This is a genomic window from Marinobacter sp. VGCF2001 (assembly GCF_049943275.1).
Taxonomy (GTDB): Bacteria; Pseudomonadota; Gammaproteobacteria; order Pseudomonadales; family Oleiphilaceae; genus Marinobacter.
On sequence record NZ_JBNFVX010000003.1, the window covers coordinates 45,198 to 67,550 of the forward strand.

Below are 22,353 nucleotides of genomic sequence, written 5' to 3' on the forward strand. Positions count from 1 at the left end.
CAGAACAAAAGAAACACAGGACCTGATTATGAAACCGTGGCTAGACTCATACCCGGACAACATTCCCCACACGATCAACGTGGATACATCGCAATCGGTGGCTTCTTTATTCGATTCCGCCATCGCGAAGTTTCCTGACCATGTGGCGCTGGAGTGCTTCGGCAAGACCATGACTTATCGTGAGCTTGGGGAGGCTTCGGACGCCGTCGCGGCGGCGCTGCAGCAGCAGTACGGTGTGAAGAAAGGCGATCGTGTTGCGGTGATGTTGCCGAATATTTTTGCCTACCCGGTGGTGATGCTGGGGGTGATCAAGGCGGGGGCGGTGCAGGTGAACGTTAACCCCCTGTATACCCCCAGAGAGCTGGAGCACCAGCTGAACGATTCCGGTGCGGAGCTGATTGTTCTGTACTCGGCCTCTGCGCCGGCCCTGGCGCCGATCCGCCAGGATACGTCGATTCAGAATGTGGTGACTGTGAACCCGGGCGATGGGGCCGGGTTGTCTATCCCGGGCGCCGAGATTCCAGAACAGCTGGGTGAGCATACGCCGCTGGCGGAGTTGTTGAGCCGGTTCGCCGGTCAGGCACCGGAAGCCGTCTCGTTACAGGGCGATGACCTGCTGTTTCTGCAGTACACCGGTGGCACCACCGGCCCGTCAAAAGGCGCCACCCTGAGCCACAGCAACATCATCGCCAACGGTGAGCAGTTCCGTGCGTTCATCCCGGATGCCAACGAGCCGGGTAATGAGGTGGTGGTACTGGCACTTCCGCTTTATCACATCTTCGGTTTGATGGTGTTTATTGCTTATGCCTCGATGGGGGCAAAGTCGATTCTGATTCCCAATCCCCGGGATATGGACGCCTACCTCAACGCCATCAAGGATTCCGGCTTTACCGTTATTGGCGGCGTCAACACGCTTTACGCCGGCATGACGCAGCATCCCCTGTTCAAAGAGGTGGATTTCTCGCGCTATAAAGTGGCTTTCGGCGGCGGGTCCAAAATCTTCCCGAGCACCTCCAAAGCCTGGAAGGCTTTCACGGGGAGCCACATTGTTGAGGGGTTTGGCCTGTCGGAGACCTCTCCCATCGTGACCTTGAACCTGATTGGGCAAGAAGAATTCAGCGGTACCGTGGGGTATCCGGTGCCCTCGACCGAGGTCAAGGTGATTGATGCCCAGGGACAGGCCCTGCCTGCGGGTGAACCGGGCGAGCTGTGTGCCCGTGGCCCTCAGGTGATGCAGGGGTACTGGAAGCGTGAGCAGGCGACGGCGGATTCGTTCACCGACGACGGTTTTTTCAAGACCGGCGATATGGCCATCATGCACCCGGACGGCCAGTTCGAAATCGTGGACCGCAAGAAGGACATGATCATTGTGTCCGGTTTCAACGTGTATCCCAACGAGGTGGAGTCGGTGGTGACCGAACTCGACAGCGTCAGTGAAGCGGCCTGTGTGGGCGTGTCGGACGAAAAAACCGGTGAGCGTATCCGGCTGTTTGTTGCACCGGCGCCTGGGGCAGACATTGATGAGGCTGAGGTACTTGAGCATTGCCGGAAAAATCTCGCAGCCTACAAGGTGCCGAAAGAAATCCAGGTGCTGGATGAGCTGCCCAAATCCAATGTCGGCAAAATCCTGCGCAAGGATCTTAGGGATTAAGCACGGGCGCTGATCAAGAGCCCTGCTTTGGCAGAGCTCTGGTGAAGCCCCTGGCGGGCCAAAGGAGAGGCCCGCCGTTCAGCAAAAACTGACTTTGCCTTAAAGGGTTATGGTCTGTGCGAGCCCTTTGGTGCCGGCCAGGCCGCGGATTTCCATTTCAATCCCCAGCTGAAGCTGGATCTTGGCAACTTCAGTGGCAACCCGGGGGTGCTGCTGGCCGGTATCGAATATTCCTACTGGCGCAACAAGTTCGGTAATAAAGCCTTCGATACCGAAAACGCCATCAGCGCCTTGGTGAAGTTTCACTTCTGACCGTGAATGAACCGGAACGGCATACGCTGGGCGTGGGGCTCCACGTTCAGTGCCGGTACTTGCGCCTGTTCAGGCGCAAGCCTATCGTGAAGCCGATATGACCCGGACGGAGTTCACCTGTGAATACCAAGCCTGCCATAGTGAGAGGGGCAGCACGATTGCGTTTATGGATGCTCCTCGTGCTGTCGCTACTTCTGACCGCCTGCGGCGATTCGCCGCCTCGCTACCAACCTCTGGCGCCGGGCTCGGTGGTGCTGGCATTCGGGGACAGCGTTACCCACGGCACCGGAGCCGGGAAGGGCGAAGACTTCCCCTCGCTGCTGAGAAAGTCCACCGGCTGGAAGGTCGTCAATGCCGGCGTGCCGGGTGACACCGCCAGAGAAGCCCGTGGACGCATTGAGGGATTGCTTCAGAAACACGAACCAGACCTGGTGATTGTGGAACTGGGCGGCAACGATTTTCTGAGGCGCCAGCCTGCCAGCCAGGTAAAGGCGCATCTTCGGGAAATTATTACCGCCGTTCGCCAGTCCGGGGCCTTGCCTGTGCTGGTAGCGGTTCCAGAGTTCTCCGTGTTCGGCGCCAGTGTGGGCAGCCTCTCAGACTCGCCCATCTACCACGAACTGGCCGAGGAAGAGCGCATCCTGCTGATCGGCGATATTTTCTCCGAGGTACTGTCTGACGAAGACCTGCGGGCCGACCGGATTCACCCCAACGCCAGGGGCTATCGCAAGATGGCTGACGGCATTGCCGCAGCGCTCACCGAGGCAGGCCTGAACGCTCAGCCAGGCCCGTAAGGGTGTGAGTTACATAGCTGGCAGGAAATTGAAGTGATTGGTAGTTCTGACGTAAATTACCGGAATATGGTTATTCTTGAAGGTCCGTTTTTAAACAAAAGCGAACATTTGCGCGCTCAAGATCTACGAGAGGGCTTGGCACCATAGGAATAACTGGCGAGGGGCCAACGTACGGAAATCCCTAAATTAACGGTGCAACTAAAAAAGGGATATTTCCACTGATAGAAAGTGCCGGACGGCTCCGGCATGGCCAGAGCCTTGGACTACAGCCTTAAACCCTTTATAGCGCGAAAGCGCTATCTGGCTGATGGCGTGGTGCCCATCGACAATAACTGGGTGGAAAACCAGATCCGACCTTGGGCGCTGGGTCGCTCCAACTGGCTGTTGGCAGAATCATTGAGGAGTGGCCAACGCGCCGCTGCGGTCATGACACTGATACAGTTCTCGAACTCAATGTCCGAGCAAAACATGGACGTTGTGATCTCCGCTTCCCGTCTTCCATATCAATGCAGCATCACCAGCCTTATTCATAACAACGGTATTTGCTTCACCATCATTTAGGCCGTCTGGTTGGTAAGATCTTCCCCATCCATCAGCCTCGGTGTAATCTCTCGCCCAGGTATGGTAGTTCTTATAAACCACAGCTGCTCGACCGTTACCATCAGTTGCAACAGAAGGAAAGGCCACCGAGTACTCGTTACCCGTCAGATCTTTTTTCTCCCAGATTCCAGTATCGAAATCGAGCCTTTGGGTGATGATACTCCCCCAGGCCCCAGCATTTTGAGTTTGATAAGCAATCAATATATCACCATCAGCCATCACAGCTGAATCAACCCTTTTGCCGAATCCTAAATCAGAGATCGACCATGAGCCTTCTTGATGGCGAGCTAATGAAAGGCGTCCAGTATCCCTTGAGGCCCATAGAACAACCGGATGATCACTTTCAGGATCTGCCTGAATCGTCACATAACCAATATCGTCTGATGTGACACGCTCTGGCTCGCTCCAGCTGCCATCAAGAAATGAAGCGATCATTAGATCTTGTTTATCGCTATCACGCACATCCCCTGTTCTCCAGGCTGTGTACACAGCACCAGAAACTGAATCCGTCAACATTTGGATTCCATTCAAGAGACTTGTAATCTCTGGAGCAACTTCAACAGGGGTGCTCCAAAGCTTGGTTGCCAAGGAAAAGGTAGAAGACCGGAGCATAGATGGCGCAGAGTCATCTCTGTATTCATAAGCAACGACAGCCCCCGTACCATCTTTTAAACTGGCAATGCTAATTTCTTTAGCTGTCAAAGTACCCTCAATACCATCTATGCTCTGAGGGTTACCGCTCCATCCGTTTTCATCATGAATAGAACCGTAAACCACACCGTCTTGCTGCCAAACGACGACTGCAACCTCCCCAACGAATGCGACTTTAGGGTTCGTTCTATAGAGCGTTAATGAAGCAACGTTTCCAATTCCCTTATCCAGCTGTGTGGCATCAGACCATTCCCCTTTAGCCTTATCGAAAAAGCGACCCCAAAGGGAACTAGGACTGGTCGATTCAACCCAAGCGGCGGCAACATTTCCTGACTCACTTATTGCGATCATTGGGCTGGAGCCACTAAGCCCGGAATTACTCATCGACGTGGCCGACTCGTCCCAGGTAACTGAAACCACCCTTGGCTCGATCTCAGCATCAGGCAGAGAGCCTTCCCCCTCGCTATCCGCAGCAGGCTGTTCAACAACGTTTTCATTGGTGCCAACTTTACTACCATCTGTAGAGTCATCAGATCCTGAACTTCCTCCACAGGCGGTGAAGAGCGATGCAAAAGCAAGTACAAGAAAGCTTTTAGATATATCAGATACAGTCACAACCATGCTCCTTCACGATAACCGTTACAACTCAATAGGTACTGGAAACATTTTGTAACAATTTTTAATGAGATATGAGGTGGGCTTCATCACAAAACTTCAAGATAAGCGCAGCCCGAACAAGAGAGTGAAGATTTCTGCCAGCATGAGAAGTCTTCCAGTCCATCGATTTCGACATTTTGCTGCTTATTCAGTTTGCTTGCGTGGTTTCGTTGCCCTGACATCAAGTCCAATAAAAAATCGCCGTGCTGTTCAAACATTCAAAATGGCGCTTATAGTATTTACCGAACTGTTTAGGCACCATTTAAAGAAAACGGTTTGGAAGAACGCGAAAACTCGGACATAGGAACTCGAAATGGCCCAACATGGCGGCAGAAAGCTCTCTGCGGAGAGTGCGGACCGCATTGAGAGTCACACAGTCCTCGTCACCGTCTCCAGCCCGGTAGATATCCTCGTAATGTGTACCGACTCGACCGCGCAGCAGGTCAATGTCCATGAGTTGGCCACTTATGATGTGTGAGCCAATTCGTGCCGCCTCCGGATCGTTTCGATAGTGCCGACAAGTTGGGTACCGCGCCCCGTGCGCGATCCGTCAGGCCCGAGGACTCGGTGAATCGGCCAGACTTTTCACCGTCGTGTACGTCATGTGGTCGATCTGAATGTCCGCTTTGCGACCTAAGTGAACTTTTCGCTCCGATTAGCGCAAAGCAACTGCGTCAAATCGATGCTTAACTCGGGATGGTGCAAAGGTCACTGTTTGAATCGCAGGTTTCTTGGGCTGCTCAGGCGCGAGCGATATAGGAAGGGGGATCTTGCTTTGGTAATAACGAGTTGATTTGCCAAGTTAATGGCCCGCCCGTCAGGATTCGAACCTGAGACCTCTGCCTCCGGAGGGCAGCGCTCTATCCAGCTGAGCTACGGGCGGATTCAAAATTGCGATTGCTCGTCAATTTCGAGAGCGCAATCTTACGTGTGCCGACAGCGTCTGTCCACCCCTGAAAACCAACCAGATCGATCAGTTACGTGGGAGTTTCGGTATCGGCGTCAGGTTAACCAGATTCTGTTCGTTGCTGATCGTCACCTCACCATCCTGAATACTTACCTGCAGGGTCATGGAGCGTTCCGCCAGTTCGGCCAGCGCGTCGGTGCCATCGGCGGGCAGGTCGATCACGGTCAGGTTGCCAAATCGTTCCAGCTTGTTATGGTGCTTGTCCCACCATACCGGTACCGCACGCCCGCCGTAGGTGTACAGAATCACCTGGTCTGACTTGTTGCAGGCTTTGCGCAGTCGGTCTTCGTCGGGCAGGCCCAGTTCTATCCAGAGTTCGATGTCGTCGGTCAGGGATTTTTGCCAGAGTTCCGGCTCGTCGTCGGTGCTCAGGCCTTTGGTGAACTCCAGGGTATCGGAGGCGTTCAGGGCAAAAGCCAGCAGGCGGATCATCATCCGCTCATCGGTTTCCGACGGATGCCGGGCGACCGTGAGATGATGGTCGGCGTAGTAATGCCGGTCCATATCCGCGATATGGAGGGTGGCTTTGAAAATGGTGGCTTTCAGTGCCATTGAAGGGGGTGTCCTGTCATCGTGAATCGGGTCAGGGCGTTAGTGTAGAGCATATTGGTTGTGGCAGGGCATAGCGGCATGGTTTTGTTGCGGGGTTTTCTGGTTCTGGTGGTGTTTTTTCTGTTGGGTGAGGCCCTGCGGGTGCTGATGGGGCTGCCCATCAGCGGTGGTGTGCTCGGTATGGTAATGGTGACCTTCACCCTCATGCTGCGGGGGCGGATCAGCGATGAGTTGGCAGAAGCCAGCCGGGGCCTGATTTCTATCCTCGTGCTGCTGATTTCCCCGGGGGTGGTGGGGGTGTTCTTTATTGCCGATCGTTTTGCCGGGCATTGGCTGTCGGTGGCCGTGGCACTGATTGGCGGAACCTTCTTGAGCGTTCTGACCACACTGTGGTTGATGAAAGCGGTATCCGGAGCCGGGCTGAAGGAGTCTCGTCATGACTGATGTTCAGGCGCGGCTGGCGGAGGTAATGGCGGTCTGGACCGCGAGCCCGATGTTCGCCATTGCTCTGACGCTGGCGGCGTTCATGGCTGCCAACTGGCTGTTTGCCCGCATCGGACGGCCGCTGTGGCTGCCTCCGGTACTGATGGCGGCGGTGATTCTGGCGGCGGTGGTCGCGCTCAGTGGTATGGGGTATCAGAATTACCAGCAAGATGCTCGCTGGCTCACGGTGTTACTGGGCCCTGCCACGGTGGCTCTGGGGATTCCCCTGTATCAGCAAATGCACCACATTCGCGCGCTCTGGCGGCCCATTCTGTGTACTTTGCCGCTGGCCGCCAGTCTGGCCGCTATTTACGCAGTCGGCATTGCCTGGCTGATGGGGGCGCCGCTGCCTGTGCTGGCTTCTCTGGCGCCGAAATCGGTGACCGCACCGATCGCCATGGGCATTGCCGGGCAGCTGGGTGGTTCCGTGGCGCTGACGCTGGGCGGGCTGCTGATCACCGGAGTGCTGGCTTCGGTGTTTGTGGACTGGGGTGCCCGGTGGCTGAAGATTTCTGACCATCGGATTCTGGGGTTTGCCCTGGGGCTGAACGGGCACGCCATTGGTACCGCCCGGGCGTTTGAGATCAGCGCCACGGCCGGCGCTTTTGCGTCTCTGGGCATGGGGCTGACCGGGGTGTTTACGGCGCTGATCCTGCCGTTTGTATTCCCGTTCTGAGGCTGCGTTGTTTTGGGTCATTCACCATACGAATAGCCCCATGTCGTAATTTCGATTGCTGTAAGGGTTTTCCGAGACTAGCGTATGTGCCAGGCAATCGGCGTTGTCTTGTGCCGATGTTCCGTGAAAATTCCTAAAACAGCGACGGAAAACGCGATGAAAAAATTACTGGCAGCTTTTGTGGGCTCCATGGCTCTGGCGTCTGCGCCGATGGCTGTGGCGGCCGATGCGACCAAAGAACTGAAAATGGCGTACGACGCCGACCCGGTAACCCTGGACATCCATGAGCAGCTGTCCGGCGGCATCATGCAGTTGTCTCACATGACCTTTGACCCGCTGCTGCGCTGGACCAAAGATCTGGGCTTTGAGCCTCGCCTGGCCGAGAGCTGGGAGCGCATTGACGAGAACACCATGCGCTTCAAGCTGCGTGAAGGCGTTAAATTCCACTCCGGTAACGAGCTGACGGCGGCCGATGTCAAATTTACCTTTGACCGTTTGAAGCAGAGCCAGGATTTCAAAGCCATCTTCAAGCCGTTCAGCGGCATCAATGTGATTGATGATTACACGTTTGAGCTGATCACCAGCGAGCCCTACCCGCTGCTGCTGAACACGGCCACTTACATCTTCCCCCTCGACAGCGAGTTCTACACCGGCCAGACCGAAGGCGGTAAAGACAAGAGCGCGATTCTCAAGCACGGCAACTCGTTTGCCTCCGAGAATCTCTCCGGAACCGGGCCTTTTGTGGTAACTGATCGCAAGCAGGGCGTGCGGGTGGAGTTTGAACGCTTTGATGACTACTGGGATACCGAGTCTCCGGGCAATGTGGGCAAGATCGTGCTGACGCCGATCAAGGAAAACGCCACCCGGGTTTCGGCCCTGCTGTCCGGCGGTGTGGATTTTATCGCCCCGGTGCCGCCCAACGATCTGGACCGCATCAGGCGCGACCGGAACACGGAGCTGGTAACCATCAGCGGTACCCGCATCATCCTGTTCCACCTGAACCAGGACCGGGTTGAGGCCTTCAAGAATCCGAAAGTGCGCCAGGCCATTGCCTATGCGATTAACCAGGAAGGCATTGCCGCCAAGATCATGAAAGGCTTTGCCACCCCGGCGGCCCAGATGTCGCCCACCGGTTACCAGGGCCACAACGACAGCCTGAAACCCCGTTACGACGTGGCCAAGGCCCAGCAGTTGATGAAAGAGGCCGGCTACGAAGACGGTTTCACCATCACCATGATGGCGCCGAATAACCGTTATGTGAACGACGACAAGATTGCCCAGGCCGCTGCGGCCATGCTGGCGCGGATCAACATCAAGGTGGATCTTAAAACCCTGCCCAAGGCCCAGTACTGGCCGGAGTACGATAACCGGGCGGCGGACATGATGCTGATCGGCTGGCACGCGGATACCGAAGATTCCGCCAACTTCTTCGAATTCCTGACCTTCTGTCAGGATGCTGATACCGGTGCCGGCCAATACAACGCAGGCAACTACTGCAACCCGCAAATCGATGCCCTGGTGCAGAAAGCCAACGTCGAGACCGACCTGGACAAGCGGGCGGCCATGCTGCAGGAAGTGGAAAAGCGTCTGTACGACGACGCGGCCTTTATTCCGCTGCACTGGCAAGACCTGGCCTGGGCGTCACGGAAGGGTGTGAACATCGAGCCGGTGCTCAATGTCATGAACTTCCCCTACCTGGGCGACCTGGTTATCGAATAAGGGGAGCCGGCCTCCCCACGCTCAACCTCTCTCCCGTGACGGGAGAGAGGCATTCAGTTATTCACAAACGGTAAACCCTCCATGCTAGCGTTTTTGGTTCAGCGGATATCCCAGGCGCTGCTGGTCATGTTCGTGATCAGTGTGATTGCCTTTGCCATTCAGGATGGCCTAGGGGACCCGCTTCAGGAAATGGTTGGTATGTCCGTCTCCGCCGAGGAACGGGAAGCCATTCGAGAGGAACTGGGGCTCAACGACCCGTTTCTGGTGCAGTATCTTCGATTCGCCGGTAATGCCATTCAGGGCGACCTGGGCAACTCCTATTTCTACAGCAAGCCGGCGCTGGAAGTGATCGGCGAGCACCTGCCGGCCACGCTTGAGCTGGTCATCGGGGCCAGCCTGATCATTCTGTTCCTGTCTGTGCCGATCGGGGTCTATGCGGCCATCCGCCCGCAGGCCTGGCTTTCCAAGTTCTTTATGGGTGTGAGCACCGTGGGTATTTCCATTCCGGTGTTTCTTACGGCCATTGTGTTGATTCAGCTGTTCTCCATTGGTGTGACCGTCAACTGGTTCCCGTCGGATTCCGCATGGGGCCAGTGGCTGAATGAGTTTTTCAGCACCGAGGGCGGTTTGCCGTCTTACGGTCGCGGCGATGACCTGGTGCATTTGTTTGGCACCTGGGAATCGGGCCTGTTTACCCGCGAGGGCCTGGCGCACCTGGTGCTGCCCTGTGTGTCGCTGGCGTCGATCATGCTGCCTTTGTTCATTCGCCTGATTCGCGCCGAGATGATGGAAGTGCTGCAGAGCGACTACGTGCGTTACGCCCGGGCCAAGGGGCTCAGCGCCGGCCGTATCAACTTTCTGCACGCGTTGAAGAACACCATGCTTCCGGTTATTACCGTTGGTGGTGTCCAGATCGGCATTATGGTGGCGTACACCATTCTGACCGAAACCGTGTTCCAGTGGCCGGGCCTGGGCCTGATGTTCCTGGAAGCGATTACCCGCAGCGATATTCCCCTAATTGTGGCGTACCTGATGGTGGTGGGCCTGATCTTTGTGGTTACCAACACCCTGGTGGATCTGATCTACGGACTGGTCAATCCCACCGTTAAACTGACAGGTAAGAAAGCATGACAACGGCAACGGTTTCCCGCTGGGACCGCTTCCGCGAGTCCTTTTTCTGGTACAGCTTCAAGCGCGACAAGGTGGCCATCGCCAGCTTTCTGGTGTTGCTGGCCATGGTGCTGGCAGCGATCTTTGCGCCCTTGCTGGCACCCGCCGACCCCTACGATCTGGCTCAGATCAACATTATGAATTCCGAGCTGCCGCCGGTTGGGATCAGCGGCGCCGATCCGGCTTTCCCGCTGGGCACCGACGCCCAGGGGCGGGACCTGCTCTCTACCATTCTCTACGGCACCCGGGTGTCGCTGATGATCGGCTTCGGTGCCGTGGTGCTGCAGGCGGCTCTGGGCATTCTGTTTGGCCTGCTGGCGGGCTATCTGGGGGGTAAAGTCGACGCCATCCTGATGCGCATTGCCGATGTGCAATTGTCGTTCTCCACCCTGATGGTCGCGATTATTGTTGGCGCGGTGTTCAAGGCCAGCTTCGGTAACCTGATGTTTGGCGAAATCGCCATCTATATGCTGATTTTCATCATCGGTGTGGCCGAGTGGCCGCAGATTGCGCGCACGGTGCGGGCCTCGGTGCTGGCGGAGAAGAAGAAAGAATATGTGGATGCCGCCAAAGTCATGGGCTTTGGCACGCCCCGGATCATGTTCCGGCACATCCTGCCCAATACCCTGTCGCCGATCTTCGTTATTGCCACCGTGCAGATTGCCAACGCGATCATTTCCGAAGCGGCGCTGTCGTTCCTGGGGCTGGGGATGCCGGAAACTCAGCCGTCCCTTGGCTCGCTGATCAAATCCGGTTTTGACTACATCCAGAGCGGCTCCTGGTGGATCACGCTGATCCCGGGCCTGGTGCTGGTGGTGCTCGTGCTGGTCATCAACCTGTTGGGTGACTGGTTGCGGGATGTGATGAACCCACGGCTGTACAAGGGGTAACACCATGGCGCTGTTGGAAGTAAAAAATCTCGATGTGCGGTTTGCGGTGCGCGGTGGCGATCTGACCGCCCTGCGCGGCATCAGCTTTACCCTCGATAAGGGCGAACGCCTGGGCCTGGTGGGAGAGTCCGGTGCCGGTAAATCCGTAGCGGCCTTCTCCATTCTCAACCTGATCGCAAAGCCGGGCTACATTGCCGGTGGCCAGATCTTATTCGAAGGCAAAGACCTGGCGGCCATGAGTGAGCGCGAGTTGCGGAAAATCCGCGGCAACCGCATCGCCATGATTTTCCAGGACCCGATGATGACCCTGAATCCGGTGCTCACCATCGGCACCCAGATGGTCGAGGCCATTCTGGCGCACCGCAAGATCAGCAAGAAAGAAGCCCGGGCGATTGCTCTGGATCGGTTGCAGAAGGTGCAGATTCCCTCACCGGAAAAACGTCTGGACCAGTACCCCCACGAGTTGTCCGGCGGAATGCGCCAGCGCGTGATCATTGCCATTGCTCTGCTGCTGGACCCGGAGATCATCATTGCTGATGAGCCGACCACTGCGCTGGATGTGACCATTCAGGCAGAGATCATGGATCTGCTGCTGAACCTGTGTGAGCAGGAAAACGTGGCGCTGATGCTGATTACCCATGATCTTGGCGTGGTGTCGCAGGTAACCCAGCGTATGCTGGTGATGTACTCCGGCCGGATTATCGAGCAGGGCCCAACCCGGGAAATCATCAACGACGCCCAGCATCCGTACACCCAGGGGTTGATTAACGCCTTGCCGCAAATGGGCGAACCCGGTGCCCGGCTGTTCCAGATTCCCGGCTCCATGCCGTCGCTGAAAAATGTGCCAACCGGTTGCCCGTTCCACCCCCGGTGCTCGTTTGCCACCGACCATTGCAAGCGCGCCATGCCCGAGTATGTGCGCTCCGGTAACGTGGACGTGGCCTGTTACGAGGTGGCCAATCTGATTGAGCAGGAGAAACGAATGCAGGAGGCCGAATCATGACCTCTTCTCTGGTGAGTATTCGGGATCTGGAGAAGCGCTTCGACCTCTCCGGCAGTTTCCTTGAGCAATTGAGCTTTGAAGGCGGTCGTCTTCATCGCAAACAGGAAGCCGTGCACGCCATCAACGGCGTGAATCTGGAAGTCCAGAAAGGCGAAGCCCTGTGCGTGGTGGGTGAGTCCGGCTGCGGAAAATCCACGGTCGCACGCACCGTGATGGGATTGTTGTCGCCCAGTGCCGGCGAGATTCATTACGATGGCCAGCGTATCGACAATCTGGACGGTAAGGCTGCGTTGCCGTACCGGCGCAAGATGCAGATGATTTTCCAGAATCCGTACGCGTCGCTGAACCCGCGGATGACCATCCAGCAAACGCTGGAGGAGCCGATCCGGTTCCATCATCCGGACTGGTCCGCCATAGAGGTGCGGGACAAGATCCACGAAGTGATGCATTCGGTGGGCATCGACCCGGACTGGGGCAGCCGTTTCGGCCATGAGTTCTCCGGTGGCCAGCGCCAGCGCATCGCCATTGCCCGGGCACTGGCGGTCGATCCGGAATTCATTGTGGCCGACGAGCCAATTTCCGCCCTGGATGTGTCGATTCAGGCCCAGGTGCTGAACCTGCTGATGGATGCCCAGGAAAGCCGGGGGCTGACCTACCTGTTCATCACTCACGATCTGGCGGTGGTGGAACATTTCGGCACCCGGGTGGCGGTGATGTACCTGGGCCGGGTGTGTGAGCTGGCGGATACCAAAACCCTGTTCGCAACGCCCCGCCATCCATACACCCAGGCCTTGCTGTCGGCGATTCCGAAGCTCGAAGACGATCGCCCGAACCATATTCGCCTGCAGGGCGAGGTGCCAACGCCGGTCAACCTGCCGTCGGGCTGCGTGTTCCATGGCCGGTGCCCGTACGCCAATGATCGGTGCCGTCAGGAAATACCGCAACTGATCGCCACCGATGGCGGCGGCCAGGTGGCCTGCCACGCGGTTGAGGAAGGGCGTTTGTAACACCGGTGGGCGGTTGCGCTATCATGCCAGCAATAGCGAACCGGTTGTTGTGACCGCCTTACCTCAGGGGACCCCATGGAAATACGCTGGCTGGAAGACTTTCTGGCGCTTGCCCGCACGCGCCATTTTTCTCGTGCTGCCGAGCAGCAGCACGTGAGCCAGCCAACGTTCAGCCGCCGCATCAAGCTGCTGGAAGAATCCATGGGCACCACCCTGATTAACCGCCAGACCCTGCCGTTGTCCCTGACCCCGGCCGGGGAAGTGTTTCAGACGCTCTGCGAGCGTGTGACTCGGGATGTCCGGGACACCCAGGACAGAATTGCCGCGCTGGATGCGGAAGCCTCGGCCAGGATCAGTGTGGGCTCAACCCAGGGGCTGTTCTCGCACTTCTATCAGGGCTGGGCGAAGGATGCCGGCATGGCCGAGCGCCTGCAGCTGAACCTTACCGCCACCAGCTGGGTTGGCGAACAGTTTCTGGATGCCCTGGAAAGCGGCGAATGCGATCTGGTGCTGTGTTACTGGCACCCGGATCTTCCCTGGGGAGAGCGGTTGGCCGGAGGCAAGTTCGACTGGCAGACCATCGGGCAGGAAGTGCTGGTGCCTGTCAGCATCGCCAACGAAGACGGGCAACCCCGGTATTGCCTGCCGGGCAATGCCGAGCAACCGGTGCCGCTGATTGCGTATCACAGCCGGGGGTTCTTGCAGTCGGCGATTGAAGGCCACATACAGCGCCGCAATTTGCAGGCACATCTGTTGCCCCTGAATGAAAATACCCAGTCTGCCAGTATCAAGGCCCTGGTGAAGCAGGGCTTTGGTATGGGCTGGCTGCCGAAACGGATGACCGAAAGAAGTGAACAGTTCGGGCGCCTGGCCCGCGCTGGCGATGAATGCTGGGACGTGCCGCTGGACATCCGCCTTGTACGATTGCGGGATGCCCGCTCGGACGACATTTTGAACCTCTGGAACCAACTGGAAACCTGACATGCCCAAGCCAACCATTCCCGCCCTGCAACCCGACCACATCCGCGAATTGCAGGCCCGTTACGAACGCGCTCTGGCGGACAACGGTTACGACAGCCTGCTGATCGCCTCGGGGGCGGCACCTTACCGGTATCGGGATGATCAGGCGTATGTTTTTCAGGGCTTTGGGCCGTTTCTGCACTGGACCGGCCTGGCCGGGCAGGAGCACAGCTGGCTGCTGATCCGCCCGGGGCAGACGCCGGTGCTGTGGCTGTACCAGCCCGTGGACTTCTGGCACGCCAATCCGGAGCTGGCGGAGGAACCCTGGCAGCAGGTAATTGAGGTTCGCAGCCGGCAACAGACTTCGGCCCCGGCGCTGGAAGAGTGTGGCAAACTGGCGGTGATGGGCGATCCGCTGGTGCTTGAAGGGGTACCCGGAGATCATAACCCCGCAGCACTGGTGGCGGCGGTCGAAGAGACCCGTGTGCTGAAAACCCCGTACGAAATCGAGTGTCTGGCGCACGCCAACCAGATTGCACTGGCGGGCCACGCCGCGGCCCGTGAGGCGTTCCTGGCCGGGGAAAGCGAGTTCGGCATCAACCTGGCATACCAGCAGGCGACCGGGCAGCGTGAGGCCGAGGCACCTTATCACAGCATTATTGGCCTGAATGAGCACGCCGGCACGCTGCATTACCAGTATTACGAAGTAACACCGCCCGGCAAGCCGCGCAGCCTGTTGATCGACGCGGGGGTGCGTTACCGGGGCTATTGCTCCGATATCACGCGCACAACGGCCGGTGTCGATGACCCGAAATTTGCCGCACTGGTGCATGGCCTGGACGCGCTGCAGGTACGCCTGTGTAACATGGTCGCTCCGGGGGTCGACTATGTGGACATCCACCGCAAGGCGCACCAGGGCATTGCCGCGCTGCTCTCAAGTTCGGGCCTTGTGTCGGGCCTGGCCGATGACGCTATCGTAGAGCGGGGCATTACCCGCGTGTTCTTTCCCCATGGCATCGGCCACTTCCTGGGTATTCAGGTGCATGATGTGGCCGGCAAGCCGACACCTGCGCCGGCCGATGCCCCGTTCCTGCGTCTTACCCGCCGGCTAGAAGAAGGTATGGTGGTGACCATCGAGCCGGGGCTTTACTTCATTCCTTCTTTACTGGAACCGTTGCTGAGCGGGGCAGACGCCCAATATGTTGATACCGCTCTGCTTGATGAGCTTAAAGGCTGCGGTGGCATCCGGATTGAAGATAATGTGGTGGTGACGGCGACCGGAGCGCGCAATTTAACGCGGGAGCGGTAGTAGTCACTTTTTACTATAAAAAGTGACTGCAAAAGGGTTGCAATCCTGTTTGCTAATGACAATAATTATCACTAACTTTAACGCTGTTAGTGAGATCGCCCTATGTACGTTTGCCTGTGTTACGGGGTTACAGACAGAGAAATTCGCGAAGCTGCCGAAAGTGGCGTCAGCTCCATGCGCCAGCTCGGTAAGGAGCTGGGTGTTGGTCGCCAGTGCGGGCGGTGCGCCTGCTCGGCCCGCGAGATTTTAAAGGAATCACGCTCACCGGATTACATGGCGCTGGCCAATATGCTGGCGCAACCGGCCTGACGGTTTCGGGATATCCGGTTATTGCAATTGCACCTGTTTTTCATCTGTGATTTTTTATTGTCGGCAAACCGTCTATCCTTGTGAGCAACTGCCAATAAGACACAAGGATTCCGGTTATGAAAGGCGATAAAAAAGTCATCCAGCATCTCAACAAGGTCCTCGCGAATGAGTTGACCGCCATCAACCAGTACTTCCTGCATTCAAGAATGTACAAGGACTGGGGCATTACCAAACTGGCGGCTAAAGAGTACGAAGAGTCCATCGATGAAATGAAGCACGCGGATCAGCTGATCGAACGCATTCTGTTTCTCGAGGGCCTGCCCAACCTGCAGGATCTGAACAAGCTTCTGATCGGCGAAAACGTCCAGGAAATGATCGAGTGTGATCTGAAAATTGAGCATATTGCTCATGTGGATCTCAAAGAAGCCATCATTTACTGCGAGCAGGTTCAGGATTTCACCAGCCGCGAACTGTTCCGCAGCATCCTCGACAGCGAAGAAGAGCACATCGACTGGCTCGAAACCCAGCTGGAGATGATCTCCCAGATGGGCATCCAGAACTATATCCAGCTGCAGTCTGCCGCTGCCGAGTAAGCGCCCCGGCCTATAGTCGCCGGCTCCCTCCCGGGCCGGTGACACCCTCCATACACTGTTTCCCTCCGCGTTTTCCCCGGTGCTTCACCGATTGCCCGTCGAAACAGGTAGAATAGCCGTGCTGATTGGCCAGATATACTGGCCCAACGCGGTTAATAAACCACTCCGGAGACTGAAATGGACCTGTCCTGCTTCAAGGCCTACGACCTGCGTGGCCGAGTACCTGACCAGCTAAACCCAGTCCTGGCTGAGAAAATCGGCCGGGCCTACGTGGAAATCACCGGCGCAAAGAAAGTCATCGTCGGTTACGACATCCGCCTGTCCAGCCCTGAAATCGCCGAAGCACTGAGCTCCGGCCTGATGGCGGCCGGCGCCGATGTCTTTGATATCGGCCTGTGCGGTACCGAACAGGTGTACTTTGCCACCAGCCATTACCAGATGGACGGCGGCATCATGGTGACCGCCAGCCACAACCCCAAAGACCACAACGGCATGAAAATGGTGGGCCCGGAATCCCGGCCGATCAGCTCGGACAACGGCCTGAACGACATCCGGGACCGGGTGCTGGAGCCGTTCTTTGACGCCGCAGAGCAGGGCAAATATGAAACCCTGGAAGTGATGAGCGCGTACGTCGACCACTTGCTGGGCTATATTGATGCGGGCTCACTGAAGCCCCTGACCATCGTCTGTAATGCCGGCAACGGCGGTGCTGGCCTGGTGATCGACGAACTGGAGCAGCATCTGCCGTTCGAGTTCATCAAGGTTCACCACGAAGCCGACGGCCACTTCCCGAATGGCGTGCCCAATCCGATTTTGCCGGAAAACCGCTCTGCCACCGCCGATGCGGTGATCCAGAACGGTGCTGCCTTGGGTATCGCCTGGGACGGCGACTACGACCGCTGCTTCTTCTTCGACGAAAACGGCCGCTTCATCGAAGGCTACTACATCGTCGGCCTGCTGGCGGACCAGTTCCTGCGCAAAACCGGCGGCGGCAAAGTCATCCACGACCCGCGCCTGACCTGGAACACCCTGAACCTCGTGCAGGCCGCTGGCGGTGAAGCCGTTGAAAGCAAAACCGGCCATGCCTTCATCAAGCAGAGAATGCGTGACGAAGACGCCGTGTACGGCGGCGAAATGAGCGCCCACCATTACTTCCGGGATTTCGCCTACTGCGACAGCGGCATGATCCCCTGGCTGCTGGTGGCCGAACGCCTGTGCCAGAGCGGCCAGACCCTGTCGTCCCTGATCGACGCCCGCATCGAAGCCTATCCGGCCAGTGGTGAAATCAACCGCACCATCAGTGATCCCCCGAAAGTCATCGCGGCTATCGAAGCCAGATACGGCGTCGGCGCCAAAGCCGTGAGCCATGTTGACGGCCTGAGTGTGGAGTTTGACGACTGGCGCTTCAACCTGCGTATGTCCAATACCGAGCCGGTTGTTCGGTTGAACGTGGAGGCCCGGGGAGATATCGCGCTGATGGAAGCGAAAACCGAAGAGCTGCTGGCGGAAATGGAGCGTTTGAACGCTTAACCCCTGAAACCCCGAACTGGGTTTGGGGCCAAGTGGGGTGGAGGGCCTCCGGAAACTGTGCGGAGCCAGGGATGGCGGAGCTCAAGCGTCACATGGGTTTGGCCGAGCGTCTATGAAGCAAGGCTTCATGCGACGGCCGAACGACCACAATCTGTGATTGTGGGCCGGACCCCGCAGGGGGCCGCAGAAGCGTGTTTCAGAAGGGGGTACCGCCACCCTGGTCTTGCACCAGCCTCTAGAGCCAGTCATTCAGCATAATGCCAAACCCAACTCGCTGAATCCGTTCGTTGTAGTCAATCAGGCTCTCGCCATAGCCGTTGTAGTACTGGAAAAAGCCCTTAAGCGTATCCCCCATCGGAAAACTGTACCCGAACTCCACCGACGTCCGGTTATCCGACCGCAAATTGTTCATCAGCTTCAGCGAAAACGTCCGATCCTCCGATAGCTTGTATACCGCGTGATAACTGGCATGGCCCAGATAGCTCTCGATGTCGGGATTGTCATCACTGCTGCCATTTTCCGGAATCCGGTACCAGGGTTTGACCATGAACAGCCAGCGATCATAGCTGTAAGCCGCCGTCGCCCTGATCCGGTTCCAGCTTCGGGAGCGAGGTTCTGATTGCCCGTTGGACTGATGATTGAATCCCAGTGATACCGCGCTCAACGTACCCGGCCCTATATTCCAGTTCAGCTTATGCAGGAAAAACAGCTCGGGCTCGTAGTTGGTCTCGCGGAACGGAGCCGAGTCGTCCTGGTTGTAGACCTGCCAGAACGATTTCTGGGTGTAACCGAACCAGAAGGTTGTCCGGTCATCGAACATACCGGTTAACAGTGGCACCTTGAAACTGATCTGGTATTTCGCCTCTACGTTCTCCAGATCGTAGTCGTAGCCAACCGAACCCAGGCGCGGGCTGGCAGGGTTGGTGTTGGGCTGCTCTACCCAGGTCACCGGCAGAATATAATTGGGGCGGTGGGTAACGAAACTGCCGGTGAATGAAAAAAGGGCTTTCTCGGCCGTCAGGTAGTTATCCACCATGGCCGCCATCACGCCGGCATCGGGATCATCCTCCAGCGCGTTGCCCACGATACTCTCGCGGACTTTTTTGTCGGCAACCAGTTGCTCGGCGGAGGCTTCTGCCTTTTCCAGCTCCGAGTCTGAGGCCGTCTCCCGTTGCTGTTGAGGATCTTGCTGGGCATCGTAACAGGCCAGTCGCTGCACGCCGCTTTTGATCAGGGCGCAGTTGACCGGAGTTGCGGTGAAGCGGTCCTGGGCAATGGCCTGGCCCGCGAAAGCCAGCAAGCCCGCCGCTACCAGGGTTCGGGAAAAGAGCATAGGTATTCCTTAGTTGGCGGCTGTCAGGCTGAGCCAGGTGTTGGCTATGCCGTATAACCATACGCTCAACAAGGTAAGGGTCAGCAGGCCAAAGATGATTTTGTGTCTGGTGCGGCGTTCTTGCGTGGCAGAGACCACCCAGCGCAGATACATCAGCCCGATAAAGCTGAGAAATACCCCCAGACTGGCGATAGCCGGAACCAGAAGCCAGGCGCTTGAGACCGGGCCGGTTGTCGGAGACTGCTGGCTGAACCAGCCCATAGACAGCAGCAGAACCGCAAGACTGCCGAATTCCAGAATCAGTAAATTCCGGCGTTTACGCTGGGTCTGGGGTAGCTTGGGATCGTTCATGGTGTCGCTCTTTTGGCAAAGGTGGCAGTATGGTACCGGAAACGGCAAGCTTCGAATCACAACCTACGAAATTGTCATTAAGATGGTTGAAATCAATTTCTGATTTTGCTCTCAGGTTTTTTTGCGGGGGCTCTATCGCTATAATGCGGCGACCGAAAGATTATAACGCTCAAATGCGAGGTGCATTGTGAAGATGAAGAGAGTCCTGGCTGTTTTTCTGCTTGGTTTTGGCCTGGCTGCTGGCACAGCGCTGGCTAGTGTTGAAGACGAAATTCGTGCCCGTATCCAGCCGGTAGGTGAAGTTTGCCTGCAGGGTGAGGATTGCGGCGAAGCAGCTGCTCCGGCCGAGACAGCGAGCGCGGGCCCGCGTTCGGGCAGCGAGGTATACGATGCCGTGTGTATGGCGTGCCACACCACGGGTGCCGCCGGCGCACCGGTGATTGGCGACAGCGGTGCCTGGGCACCCCGTATCGAGAAAGGCCTGGACACGCTGATTGATCATGCGATCAACGGCTTCAATGCGATGCCCGCCAAAGGGGGTTGCGCTACTTGCCCGGACGAGGAAATCTCGGCGGCCGTCGAGCATCTGGTCGACGCCAGCAAGTAATAGTTTAAACGCCCGAAGCCCCGCCCCGTGCGGGGCTTCGTCGTTCAGGGCCGGTTGTCATCCAGAGGCGCAACGCCGAAGTTACAGGCCCAGATCGCCAATCAGAGCGCTGAGCGTGGCCTTGCCCTTTTTCTGGTTGGCCTCCTTGTCCTGCTCGCCCGAGCCTTCCCATTTCAGGTCTTCGTCCGGCAATTCGTCCAGAAAACGACTGGGAATGGTTTCCAGTTTTTCGCCGTACTGTTTGCGGGTCGCCGCGTAGGTCAGTGACAGGGTTTCCCGGGCCCGGGTGATGCCCACGTACATCAGGCGCCGCTCTTCTTCAACATTGCCTTCCTCAATGCTGCTTCGATGCGGCAGTATCTCCTCCTCCAGCCCCATAATGAATACGTGGGGAAACTCCAGCCCTTTCGAGGCATGAAGGGTTAACAGCTGGACTTTGTCGCTGTCATCCTCTTCCTCACGTTGTTCCATCATGTCGCGCAACACCAGCTTGGCGATGGCGTCTTCAATGCCGATTTCGTCGGCGGTGCCCTTGCCGTCGTCAAGCATCCGCTGGGTGGATTCCACCAGGTACCAGATGTTCTCCATCCGGCGTTCGGCCTGTTTCGGGCTGCCGGAATGCTGGTGCAGCCACTCCTCGTATTCGATATCGGTAAACAGCTGTTTGACAACCGGAATCGGGTCTTCAGAGAACAGGCGCTCGCAGGTTTTGTCCACCCAGTGGGCGAAGCGGCGCAGCCGGTCCAGACCTTTCTCGGTGACGTGGGTTTCCGCGCCCATGTCCCCCAGTGCCTTGAACAGGCTGACGTTGCGGGAGCGGGCGTAGTGGCTCAGCTGCTCCAGGGTGCGCGGGCCGATCTCCCGGCGCGGTACATTCACCACGCGCAGGAAGGCGGCATCGTCGTCCGGGTTGATCATCAGCCGCAGGTACGACATGGCATCCTTGATCTCGTTCTTTGAGAAAAACGACTGCCCGCCGGATATGCGGTAGGGAATCTGGTACGCCTGAAGCTTCATCTCCAGCAGTCGGGCCTGGTGGTTGCCCCGATAGAGCACCGCGAAATCCTTAAAGTCCAGCCCGTTTTTCAGCTTCTGGTCAAGAATCTCGGTAGCGACCCGTTCTGTCTCCGCGTCTTCGTTACGGCAGCGGATTATGCGGATTTCCTCACCAATGGTGTGGTCGCTCCACAGGGCTTTTTCGAAGGCGTGCGGGTTGTTGGCAATCACGGTATTGGCGCAACGCAGTATCCGGCTGGTGGAACGGTAGTTCTGCTCCAGTTTGACGATCTTCAGGCTCGGAAAGTCTTCCTTTAGCTGAGCCAGATTTTCCGGCCGGGCGCCACGCCAGGCATAGATGGACTGGTCGTCGTCGCCGACCACGGTAAACGCGGCCCGCTCAGCTACCAGTTGTTTGACCAGCTCGTACTGGCACACGTTGGTGTCCTGGTATTCGTCCACCAGCATATAGCGAATCTTGCGGCGCCATTTCGCCAGTATCTCGGGATTGTCCCGAAACAGCTGTACGGGCAGCAGGATCAGATCGTCGAAATCGACCGCGTTGTAGGCCTTCAGGTATTCGTTGTAGTGCTTGTACACGATGGCAATACGTTGCTCGCGCTCATCAGCCGCCTTGCTGTAGGCCTCGGCGGGGCTGCGCATGGCGTTTTTCCAGGATGAGATGGTCATCTGTACATCGTTCAGCTCGTCGCCGGCATCGGCGCTGGCTTCCCGCAGCATCAGGTCCTGCAGCAGTGCCTTGGCGTCCTCGGCATCGAAGATGGTGAAACCGGGGTGGTAGCCAAGGTGGGTATGCTCTTCCCGAATCATGTTCAGGCCAAGATTGTGGAAGGTCGACACAATCAGGCCCCGGGTTTTCCCCCGGTCGACAATCCGCCCGACCCGCTCCTTCATTTCCCGTGCGGCCTTATTGGTAAACGTGACGGCTGCAATGTGACGGCCGGGAATGCCGAGCTCTTCAATCAGGTAGGCAATCTTGCGGGTGATGACGCTGGTTTTGCCACTGCCGGCACCGGCCAGCACCAGCAGGGGGCCGTCCGCGTAGCGCACCGCTTCACGTTGTCTGGGGTTGAGCTTGTTCACAGTGTTGCTGCCAAAAGGGGTCGGGGCGTGGAATTTAAGCGTCTCACTATTCTACACCAGGCCGGCATGCTGTACCTTGCAGATCTTTGGGCTATGCTTTCCTGTAACGGACTACGTTTCTCTGTACTG

21 protein-coding genes, 1 tRNA gene and 1 pseudogene are annotated in these 22,353 nt (G+C 57.5%); 16 read left to right on the forward strand and 7 right to left on the reverse strand.

What is annotated here, in order from left to right:
• Window positions 1–28: 28 nt before the first annotated feature.
• On the forward strand, window positions 29–1,651 hold the full coding sequence (locus ACP2AU_RS05550) for an AMP-binding protein (protein ID WP_426375120.1): 1,623 nt from the start codon (window positions 29–31) through the stop codon (window positions 1,649–1,651).
• Between the two features lie 99 nt (window positions 1,652–1,750).
• On the opposite strand, the gene ACP2AU_RS05555 is transcribed toward ACP2AU_RS05550, so the two are convergent.
• Window positions 1,751–1,957, reverse strand: coding sequence for a hypothetical protein (locus ACP2AU_RS05555; protein ID WP_426375121.1), 207 nt, complete (start codon window positions 1,955–1,957; stop codon window positions 1,751–1,753).
• A 185-nt stretch (window positions 1,958–2,142) separates the two neighbouring features.
• Between ACP2AU_RS05555 and ACP2AU_RS05560 the strand changes: the two genes are divergently transcribed.
• Both ACP2AU_RS05560 and ACP2AU_RS05565 read left to right on the forward strand, forming a co-directional pair.
• Window positions 2,143–2,757, forward strand: a complete 615-nt coding sequence (locus ACP2AU_RS05560; RefSeq protein ID WP_426375122.1) for an arylesterase — start codon at window positions 2,143–2,145, stop codon at window positions 2,755–2,757.
• Between the two features lie 228 nt (window positions 2,758–2,985).
• A pseudogene (locus ACP2AU_RS05565) lies at window positions 2,986–3,198 on the forward strand (IS66 family transposase); the annotation flags it as partial.
• A 9-nt stretch (window positions 3,199–3,207) separates the two neighbouring features.
• On the opposite strand, the gene ACP2AU_RS05570 reads toward ACP2AU_RS05565, so the two are convergent.
• The 3 genes from ACP2AU_RS05570 to ACP2AU_RS05580 form a co-directional block, all read right to left on the reverse strand.
• Entirely contained in the window at window positions 3,208–4,623 is a 1,416-nt protein-coding gene (locus ACP2AU_RS05570; RefSeq protein WP_426375123.1) for a hypothetical protein, read from the reverse strand.
• An 848-nt stretch (window positions 4,624–5,471) separates the two neighbouring features.
• A tRNA-Arg gene (locus tag ACP2AU_RS05575) sits at window positions 5,472–5,548 on the reverse strand.
• A 90-nt stretch (window positions 5,549–5,638) separates the two neighbouring features.
• On the reverse strand, window positions 5,639–6,184 hold the full coding sequence (locus tag ACP2AU_RS05580; RefSeq protein ID WP_426375124.1) for a YaeQ family protein: 546 nt from the start codon (window positions 6,182–6,184) through the stop codon (window positions 5,639–5,641).
• Window positions 6,185–6,262: 78 nt separating this feature from the next.
• On the opposite strand from ACP2AU_RS05580, the gene ACP2AU_RS05585 reads away from it, so the two are divergent.
• The 12 genes from ACP2AU_RS05585 (at window position 6,263) to ACP2AU_RS05640 (ending at window position 17,833) form a co-directional block, all read left to right on the forward strand.
• A complete protein-coding gene (locus tag ACP2AU_RS05585) occupies window positions 6,263–6,628 on the forward strand; it encodes a CidA/LrgA family protein (protein WP_426375315.1) in 366 nt (121 codons plus the stop codon).
• Entirely contained in the window at window positions 6,621–7,343 is a 723-nt protein-coding gene (locus ACP2AU_RS05590) for an LrgB family protein (protein ID WP_426375125.1), read from the forward strand. The genes ACP2AU_RS05585 and ACP2AU_RS05590 overlap by 8 nt, the downstream gene beginning before the upstream one ends.
• Before the next feature lie 156 nt (window positions 7,344–7,499).
• Window positions 7,500–9,062: an ABC transporter substrate-binding protein gene (locus ACP2AU_RS05595; protein ID WP_426375126.1), complete on the forward strand. Its 1,563-nt coding sequence runs from the start codon at window positions 7,500–7,502 to the stop codon at window positions 9,060–9,062.
• Window positions 9,063–9,143: 81 nt separating this feature from the next.
• The gene (locus tag ACP2AU_RS05600; RefSeq protein ID WP_426375127.1) at window positions 9,144–10,193 is read left to right on the forward strand and encodes an ABC transporter permease; all 1,050 of its coding nucleotides are present in this window, start codon (window positions 9,144–9,146) and stop codon (window positions 10,191–10,193) included.
• Entirely contained in the window at window positions 10,190–11,122 is a 933-nt protein-coding gene (locus ACP2AU_RS05605; RefSeq protein WP_426375128.1) for an ABC transporter permease, read from the forward strand. Before ACP2AU_RS05600 ends, ACP2AU_RS05605 begins: the two co-directional genes overlap by 4 nt.
• A gap of 4 nt (window positions 11,123–11,126) precedes the next feature.
• Window positions 11,127–12,125 carry an ABC transporter ATP-binding protein gene (locus ACP2AU_RS05610; RefSeq protein ID WP_426375129.1) on the forward strand — a complete coding sequence of 333 codons (999 nt, stop codon included), beginning with the start codon at window positions 11,127–11,129 and terminating at the stop codon, window positions 12,123–12,125.
• Window positions 12,122–13,132: an ABC transporter ATP-binding protein gene (locus ACP2AU_RS05615; RefSeq protein ID WP_426375130.1), complete on the forward strand. Its 1,011-nt coding sequence runs from the start codon at window positions 12,122–12,124 to the stop codon at window positions 13,130–13,132. Before ACP2AU_RS05610 ends, ACP2AU_RS05615 begins: the two co-directional genes overlap by 4 nt.
• Window positions 13,133–13,207: 75 nt before the next feature.
• On the forward strand, window positions 13,208–14,113 hold the full coding sequence (locus ACP2AU_RS05620; RefSeq protein ID WP_426375131.1) for a LysR family transcriptional regulator: 906 nt from the start codon (window positions 13,208–13,210) through the stop codon (window positions 14,111–14,113).
• Between the two features lies 1 nt (window position 14,114).
• Window positions 14,115–15,401 carry a Xaa-Pro dipeptidase gene (pepQ, locus tag ACP2AU_RS05625; RefSeq protein ID WP_426375132.1) on the forward strand — a complete coding sequence of 429 codons (1,287 nt, stop codon included), beginning with the start codon at window positions 14,115–14,117 and terminating at the stop codon, window positions 15,399–15,401.
• A gap of 102 nt (window positions 15,402–15,503) precedes the next feature.
• Window positions 15,504–15,710, forward strand: coding sequence for a bacterioferritin-associated ferredoxin (locus ACP2AU_RS05630; protein WP_426375133.1), 207 nt, complete (start codon window positions 15,504–15,506; stop codon window positions 15,708–15,710).
• Window positions 15,711–15,826: 116 nt separating this feature from the next.
• The gene (gene bfr / locus ACP2AU_RS05635) at window positions 15,827–16,303 is read left to right on the forward strand and encodes a bacterioferritin (RefSeq protein ID WP_426375134.1); all 477 of its coding nucleotides are present in this window, start codon (window positions 15,827–15,829) and stop codon (window positions 16,301–16,303) included.
• A gap of 177 nt (window positions 16,304–16,480) precedes the next feature.
• Complete coding sequence (locus ACP2AU_RS05640) at window positions 16,481–17,833, forward strand: phosphomannomutase (protein WP_426375135.1); 1,353 nt, start codon at window positions 16,481–16,483, stop codon at window positions 17,831–17,833.
• A 235-nt stretch (window positions 17,834–18,068) separates the two neighbouring features.
• Here ACP2AU_RS05640 and ACP2AU_RS05645 read toward each other — a convergent pair whose 3' ends face one another.
• Both ACP2AU_RS05645 and ACP2AU_RS05650 read right to left on the reverse strand, forming a co-directional pair.
• Window positions 18,069–19,166 (reverse strand): phospholipase A, encoded by a 1,098-nt coding sequence (locus ACP2AU_RS05645; RefSeq protein WP_426375136.1) that lies wholly within the window; start codon window positions 19,164–19,166, stop codon window positions 18,069–18,071.
• A 9-nt stretch (window positions 19,167–19,175) separates the two neighbouring features.
• Window positions 19,176–19,517: a hypothetical protein gene (locus ACP2AU_RS05650; protein WP_426375137.1), complete on the reverse strand. Its 342-nt coding sequence runs from the start codon at window positions 19,515–19,517 to the stop codon at window positions 19,176–19,178.
• Between the two features lie 193 nt (window positions 19,518–19,710).
• Between ACP2AU_RS05650 and ACP2AU_RS05655 the strand changes: the two genes are divergently transcribed.
• Window positions 19,711–20,124, forward strand: a complete 414-nt coding sequence (locus tag ACP2AU_RS05655; protein WP_426375138.1) for a c-type cytochrome — start codon at window positions 19,711–19,713, stop codon at window positions 20,122–20,124.
• An 81-nt stretch (window positions 20,125–20,205) separates the two neighbouring features.
• Here the strand turns inward: ACP2AU_RS05655 and rep are convergent, their stop codons facing one another.
• Entirely contained in the window at window positions 20,206–22,224 is a 2,019-nt protein-coding gene (gene rep, locus ACP2AU_RS05660; RefSeq protein WP_426375139.1) for a DNA helicase Rep, read from the reverse strand.
• Between the last annotated feature and the right edge of the window lie 129 nt (window positions 22,225–22,353).